A 6370-nucleotide genomic window follows, 5' to 3' on the forward strand; every position below is an offset into this window, starting at 1 on the left:
AAATTAAATATGAAAACATTTTTGAATATGTTTCGTCTCCCCAAGAACAAGCATGGTACTGTCCTTTAACAACTGCGTATCGGAACTTATTTTCAAATTCATAATATCATTTGTTTTCAGCGCCATAATATTGATGTTATATTTTTTTCGTATATCCAACTGACCGATTGTTTTTCCTATCCATTCTCCCGGTATAGATATTTCAAAGATTGCATGTTCTTCATCTAGTTCTATGTAATCGAAAATATGATCAGCACTATAACGGATCGCAACCATATCGGCAACCTGCCTTTCGGGATAAACAATTTCATCTGCGCCGTTTCGTAAAAGAAATTTTGCATGAACATCACGAGCGGCACGAGACACCACCATTCTTGCACCGAGTTCCTTCAAAAGGGACGTTACTTCCAATGAATTCTGAAAGTCATCTCCGATAGCCACAATACAAACATCAAAGTTCCCAACACCAAGCGAACTTAAAAAATCCTCATTAGTCGCATCCCCAATCTGAGCGTTAGTTACAAAGGGAAGTACAGCATCAACTCGAGTATCTTTTTTATCTACCGCCATCACCTGATGATGCAATTCATCTAATTTTATAGCAATATGCCGTCCGAATCTTCCCAGACCGATAAGTAATATTGATTTCATTTTTTTATTCTCCTTAACCTACTGTAATTTTTTCCTGAGGATATTTTGAACCGTTAGGCTTTTTTTCAGAAACGGTGGCAAAAATCAAGGTCAATCCTCCCACTCTGCCAAAAAACATCAAGCAAATCAAGATTATATGGGAAAACCCCCCCAGGTCAGGAGTTATTCCCAGCGATAACCCTACCGTCCCAATTGCCGACGCCGTCTCAAACAAAGCGGTCATAAGTGGAATATCTTCTGTTCTGCAAATTACCATTCCTCCGACAAGGAATAAAACGATATACATTAAGAAAATCGTAGCTGCATTTCTGATAGTGCCATCCGGAATTTGTCTGCCGAAAAAATGGGTGTGTTCCTTTTTTCTAAATACAGATAATGCCGATGAAACGAGAACTGCAAGAGTTGTCGTTTTCATACCACCTGCAGTGGAACCGGGCGAGCCACCGATGAGCATCAGCATAATGATAAGCATTTGCCCAACTTCACTGAGTAAAGTCAAATCTGCCGTATTGAATCCTGCTGTTCTCGGCGTAACGGATTGAAACAAAGAAACCCATACTCTTTCTGTAAGAGGCACATTTGAAAACTCAAAATAAAAAAAGTAAAGAGCCGGTAAGAATATCAATATTCCTGTTACCATAAAAATCACCTTGCTTTGCATCCGGTATTTTTTAAAATGCCATTTATGATTCTTTATATCCTCCCAGGTAAGGAATCCAATACCTCCTGCAATAATCAGCATCATAATTACAAGATTTACAATCGGCTGTACAGAATAAGAGGTCAACGAGGAAAAAGGGGCTCTTATACCGATTAAATCAAATCCTGCATTGCAAAAAGCAGAAATAGAATGGAACAGTGAATACCATATTCCTTTCCAAAACCCAAAATCCCTGCAAAAAACAGGGGCTAAAAGAACCGCACCAATGATTTCGATAAGAATAGTAGTCCGAATAATAAATTGCGTTCTCCGCACAATACCACCCACCGTTGGAGCCGAAATTGCCTCTTGCATGGTACTTCGCTGCATCAACCCGATTTTGCGTCCGGAAACAACAGCAATCGCAATAGCAATCGTAATAATTCCCATACCTCCGATTTGAATCAGCAGTAAAATAACTCCTTGGCCAAATAAAGACCAGTAGGTTGCCGTATCATAAACAACCAGTCCCGTCACACAAACCGCAGAAGTTGCGGTAAACAAAGCATCCAAAAAGGAGGTACACTGACCGCTTTTTGTAGCAATCGGCAGCATCAAAAGCAGACTGCCTAAGAGAATCACGGATAAAAATCCTAAACTAATCACTTGAAATGATGTTATATGTCGATGTCTTGATCTGTTTGTCTGTTGCATAACTATATCCTCATAATCTTAATTTCTTTTTTATATTGCTTTATTCTATCTTTATTTGTATTAAATGGGCGTAAGTAAGTTTGTTTTGAAATTAAGATTGTATAAAGATGAGCAAAAGTTCGAAATCTTTTGCTCATCTTTTGAGAGCACTCGTTACAGGATAGCAATCATCGCAATCACTGCATCTGAATCATCCAGTTCACGAAGAATCACAGGCACTTCTTCAATTCCAGCCCAAGTACAGGCTGCCTTTCTTCTATGCTCTGCAATAATCTCATAACCATCACCATGAGGATTGCTTCTTACAATCAGTGGAACCAACACACCTTTATCTTCGATACTTCGCATCAGTTCAAAGAGCTGAATATCCTGCTCCACCTTAAACGGATGACCTTTAAAGTCATGTAATACACTGATTTTCACGGTTCCCGTTTGTAAACCATAGTCGTCATTCTCAAAAGAACATGTTACTTTTGCTTTCTTCATTTTCTGCCTCCTTTTTGATTTCAGAGGTATCACGTGGAGTGCTGACAGTCTCATGAACGTAAAAAGCCGCCTGCTCTCCACACAAAAATGTAGAAAACAAGCGGTTTTCACTTCGTTACATTATTCTATTGTCGATAATAATTTCTGACTTTGTGAACAGTAGATTTTTATGTCCACTCATACCAGTTCCATAACTACTGCGACTTTTATCTCGTGAAAAATCTCTTTTTTACGCCCGATTTCCGCAGTCTTATTGAACTTGAAAGCCCTCGAAAAATGCGTAAAATCAGGCAATTCTATGAATTCACCCTTTGTAGACATGTCACGAGTTCCACATGGAACGATACGTGCTGATTGATGTCGCAATATCGGAACATATCACCCCATTTTGAGCCAATTTTCGATTGTTCTCGGAAACATATCAATCGGCACATTTTGCCCTTATTCAATCCGCAACCTAAACCCTTCTCGTTGTCGGAAACATATCGAGTTTTTCTAGTTGCTACTATTCTGAATAGTATATCATCGCGAACACTTGTTTGCAATATTAATCTACAAAATAACGAAAATATCTGACAACCGCGAAAATCGTGCACTCCCCCTTTTATGATTCTTATGGTAACAAACCGGCTGCCCTAATAAATGGACAGCCGGTTGCACTCATATTTCACCTTACTTTCAACCCATTCGAGTATCCAGCGTTAACCATTATTCGTCGCATTATTTCATACAAGACGCCATATTTTTGTGCAAGCTGTCTAATTGTCTTTTGACGACCAGCATATTCTTTAATGGCAGTTTTCTTTTCTGATTCAGACAAAAAATAAATCATACTAGTGTGCTCCTTTCTCTTTTTTGTAAGTTAAGGATAGCACCGTTTTTCTCCAAAATACTTAAGTACGAAATTTAAAAATTTTCTTGGGTTAAAAATGCCCATAGCATCTGCCCAATATATACATCTGCATACCGATGGTTATCAGTCTGCTTACCATACTTATCACCGAAATACTCTACGTACGCATCATTAATATCTTCTATTTTCTCAGCAGTCACTGGAAAAATAGCTGGCGCGTCATTTTTTATTGCCTCTAAACGCTGTTCCAATGCCATAACTTCTTGTTTCGCTTCCGCAAGTTGCTTCTCGTAAAATGCTACAATTGCATCTTTACCCTCCATCTCTCCAGATTCAATTTTTTCGGCCCAGTTTTTCCAAGCAGCAGCTCCTTTGGAATATATATTTGTTGTATATTCTTCAAACTCTGATGAGACATACCACGACTGTACCATTTTGTAATACTCATCCCTTACAGCGCCAACATCAAATTCCTCATCTTTTATAGACTCGTACTGTATTTCTTCCTTATCGCTATTCATCTCTAACACAATAGCCTTAATCAACTCTGCCAAGCCAACGTCTAGACCAACATTTTGAGTACCTATTGTTGGTTTCTGCATAGAATTCATGTTCAACGGATTTGGAAATACACCAAATTGAGCAATCCAAGGGACAGCCTCTATAAGCTTATTATTCATGTATTCCATGTATGTCATTTTATTCAAATTAATAGCAAGAGCCTGACAAAGCTTACCTATATTTTCCTCTGGTTGATTCATATGAGTTTCTGTAAATAATGCCAATCCATTTACAACTCTTTCCGCCCATATTACAAGACACTTTGTAGTAAAATGACTCTGACAACATTTATATATAAGTCCTCTCAATTCTTTTGGAAGATCATCTACATCTTTTAATAATGCCCTATAAAAATCACAAATCTGAGTCACTGTAACATTGTCTCTGTTAGCATTTTTTCTACTTGAAGGCTTTTTATCCCAATTTTTTATTAGAATTGCCAATAATTCAGCACAAACAACAGGATAAAAGTTTTCTCCTCCCCCTACTTTAGGATCCATTTTAAAAAGCGTTGGATCTATTTCGTATCGCTCAAAGACTTTATTTCTTTTATTTTCAAAGGTACTGCTCGCTTTCATTCCACAAAGCTTTACCATCTCTGAGGTCGAATAATCAACAGGCCTTCTTTTTTTCTGCTTTGCCACAAACCCCCTCCTTCCTAAGAATAAGTAACTTACCCTAAGTCATATATTAAGCTGAAAATTTACCATATCAGAGAGCGACGTAATATTCTCACCCAAGATCAGTTTTTCTTTGCTTCTGTACAAGTATCCCGATCTGGTTCATACTTGCCAGAAAATATGTTTTCTTTTGGCATAAATAAAGCCCTCCATTTCTTTTTGTGATAGATTAATTATACCAAAATCCAACATTTATATAAAATTATATTTTACTGTTCGTCCTCATCATCTTCAAAATTCATATTTATATTTTCTTTATCCATATAACCATCAATCACATTTCCATCATCATCAATAAAAAATACACGATATTTTTTATCTGTCTTATCTATGATATTTACGTATGTATTTTTATTTTGAATTTCATAAATCACAGGTGCATTATCCTCAGCAGAAAATGTTATAACTTCCCCAAGCTGTGCTTTGCCTAAATCATATATAAGACTCAAAGCTAATGGCAGCAATACATTCATAAGGAAAAATTTTATAACTGCATAGAACTTTTCTTTAAATTTGTTATTTTCAATATCTGCCTCACCAAGAGTATCGTTTTTTATTTCTTTCCTAACAACATTTCCTAACTCTTCTTTGCTTATTTCTGGCTCTCCAGCTTCTTCTTTTGCTGTTTCATATGCATAATCAATAGCCTCTGAAAATTTGAAATTAATTATATTATCTGTATTCAATATTTCGCCTAAATGAGATTGTAAGCCTGCAAATGAGCTCATGTCTATTTTAGGCATCTGATCAGCAAATTGTTGTAATCCTGCCTGTAATCCAGTCAATTTTCCATAATCAATATTTCTTGAAAATTCAGACCACATACGCATGGATTTATTAATAGAACTTTCTGGATCGTTTAATACAGTTTGCCATGCTTGCATCTGCTTATGGAAATCACTTCCTACAAGTGATTTTTGTAGTGCTTCTATTCCTGCTGTTATACCTTTTAGATTTTTATAAAATTCACTATCCAACATTTTTGTATATGAATCTAATAATTCACTTGTTGTTGCTGACATATAATTTACCTCCTGTCATTGTTTATATCTCCATAGTAATACTTTCTTTTGTGACATATAGGACAACTTTCAACTATATTTTAATCGCTGATTTTCAAATGCTCAATATCACATCATATGACATTTTATGACAACTTTTTATTTATGATGTTTTACTAACAAAAAATATTTCTATCGCTTCCAGCTTAAAACTATACACCATATTGTGGTTGCTCTATTTTATAAAATACTATATATTGTGGTATATTTCAAGTATAAAAAAAACAGGTATATTTCAACCTGCATTTTTCTATTCTGCTTCTTTCAAGCTGTTATATATTTCATCCGAGAAAATGCCAAGTACTTTGTGCTATATTGGTTTCATGCAATTCAACAAATCTTGCAATCTGTCTTTTAGCACTATTTAGCCACTTTGTCAAGGTGGCTATGTTAAACAGTACCATAGAACGCAAAAAAGCCGCCTACTCTTAAAATCAATAAGAATAAGCGGCTTTGTAATCTGCCTTAGACATATTCAATTTTTATTCTCTTGGGCGGTGCATTTATGACCTTAAAAATAAGCTCGTCAATACAATCCGTATATCTGCCTTGCTGTATGAGCTGATTTTTTAACTCTACAAGGCTATGTATCAAAAGTTTTCTTTCGTGGCTATCCAAATACAGATGATTAAATTTCTCTCTCATAAGCACACCTCCATTTCTTTAACTCCATAGCCATGAGCAAAACTCCACACATTCAGTATTTATGCGGGTTTGCGAGGCA

The 6370-nt window shown here is 36.1% G+C and carries 6 protein-coding genes; all 6 read right to left on the reverse strand.

Going from position 1 to position 6370, the window contains the following annotated elements; all coding sequences use genetic code 11:
* Nucleotides 1-3: 3 nt before the first annotated feature.
* The 6 genes from DW125_RS03095 to DW125_RS14185 all read right to left on the reverse strand — a co-directional run bounded on the left by DW125_RS03095 (nt 4) and on the right by DW125_RS14185 (nt 6291).
* Entirely contained in the window at nt 4-651 is a 648-nt protein-coding gene (locus tag DW125_RS03095) for a potassium channel family protein (protein WP_117537089.1), read from the reverse strand.
* Between the two features lie 13 nt (nt 652-664).
* The gene (locus DW125_RS03100; RefSeq protein ID WP_117537090.1) at nt 665-2005 is read right to left on the reverse strand and encodes a TrkH family potassium uptake protein; all 1341 of its coding nucleotides are present in this window, start codon (nt 2003-2005) and stop codon (nt 665-667) included.
* A gap of 153 nt (nt 2006-2158) precedes the next feature.
* Entirely contained in the window at nt 2159-2491 is a 333-nt protein-coding gene (locus DW125_RS03105; protein ID WP_117537091.1) for a ParB/RepB/Spo0J family partition protein, read from the reverse strand.
* Nucleotides 2492-3397: 906 nt separating this feature from the next.
* Nucleotides 3398-4549, reverse strand: a complete 1152-nt coding sequence (locus tag DW125_RS03110) for a hypothetical protein (RefSeq protein ID WP_117537092.1) — start codon at nt 4547-4549, stop codon at nt 3398-3400.
* A 245-nt stretch (nt 4550-4794) separates the two neighbouring features.
* Nucleotides 4795-5607 carry a hypothetical protein gene (locus tag DW125_RS03115; protein ID WP_117537093.1) on the reverse strand — a complete coding sequence of 271 codons (813 nt, stop codon included), beginning with the start codon at nt 5605-5607 and terminating at the stop codon, nt 4795-4797.
* 504 nt (nt 5608-6111) lie between these two features.
* Nucleotides 6112-6291: a hypothetical protein gene (locus DW125_RS14185; RefSeq protein WP_117537094.1), complete on the reverse strand. Its 180-nt coding sequence runs from the start codon at nt 6289-6291 to the stop codon at nt 6112-6114.
* Nucleotides 6292-6370: the final 79 nt, after the last annotated feature.

This window comes from Dorea sp. AM10-31 (assembly GCF_003435815.1).
In the GTDB taxonomy this organism is placed as follows: Bacteria; Bacillota; Clostridia; order Lachnospirales; family Lachnospiraceae; genus Dorea_D; species Dorea_D hominis.